This is a genomic window from Staphylococcus sp. EG-SA-2, from assembly GCF_017152085.1.
In genome coordinates, this window is the sequence record NZ_JACYHC010000832.1 from 1 (window position 1) to 1,184 (window position 1,184).

Consider the following 1,184-nt stretch of genomic DNA (forward strand, 5'->3'; position numbering starts at 1 on the left):
TTAGGGAAAGTGCCATGGAATACTAATTTTAAGACACGTCAATGGCAAGACGGTGATGATAGCAGTTTAAGAAGTTATATCGAAAAGATTTATGACATACACCATTCAGGTAAAACAAAAGATGCCATTATAAGCGTAGCAATGCAAAATGCTTATCATCCAGTAAGGGATTATCTAAATAAAATATCGTGGGATGGACATAAACGTCTTGAAAAGTTATTTATCAAATACTTAGGTGTTGAAGATACTGAAGTGAATAGAACAACTACCAAAAAAGCATTGACTGCTGGAATTGCTCGAGTAATGGAGCCTGGATGTAAATTTGACTATATGCTTACACTTTATGGTCCTCAAGGTGTAGGTAAATCTGCTTTGCTAAAAAAATTAGGTGGTGCATGGTTTTCTGACAGTTTAGTTTCTGTTACAGGTAAAGAAGCTTATGAGGCCTTACAAGGCGTTTGGCTAATGGAAATGGCAGAACTTGCAGCTACAAGAAAAGCTGAAGTTGAAGCTATTAAGCATTTCATATCTAAACAAGTTGACCGATTTCGTGTTGCTTATGGGCATTATATTGAAGATTTTCCAAGGCAATGTATTTTCATTGGTACAACTAATAAAGTTGATTTCTTAAGAGATGAAACTGGTGGAAGACGTTTTTGGCCAATGACTGTAAATCCAGAGAGAGTTGAAGTGAACTGGTCTAAACTAACCAAAGATGAGATTGACCAAATTTGGGCAGAAGCTAAACACTATTATGAACAAGGAGAAGATTTATTCCTTAACCCTGAACTAGAAGAAGAAATGCGTTCAATACAAAGCAAACATACTGAGGAATCTCCATATACAGGCATTATTGATGAATATCTTAACACACCAATTCCTAGCAATTGGGATGACTTAACTATCTTTGAACGAAGACGATTTTATCAAGGTGATGTTGATATGTTACCAACAGGAAATGTAGATTACGTTAAAAGAAATAAAGTCTGTGCGCTTGAAGTGTTTGTTGAATGTTTTGGTAAAGATAAGGGAGATAGTAGAGGATCTATGGAAATTAGAAAGATTTCAAACATCTTAAGACAATTAGACAATTGGTCTGTATATGATGGTAATAAAAGTGGGAAAATTCGATTTGGAAAAGATTATGGTGTACAGATAGCTTATGTAAGAGATGAAAGTTTAGA

Annotated in this window: 1 protein-coding gene; it reads left to right on the plus strand. The window is 34.8% G+C overall.

Going from position 1 to position 1,184, the window contains the following annotated elements; translation table 11 throughout:
• Positions 1–1,184 (plus strand): virulence-associated E family protein (locus IDG60_RS14990; protein WP_206160857.1); only part of this gene is annotated, 1,184 nt, incomplete at both ends.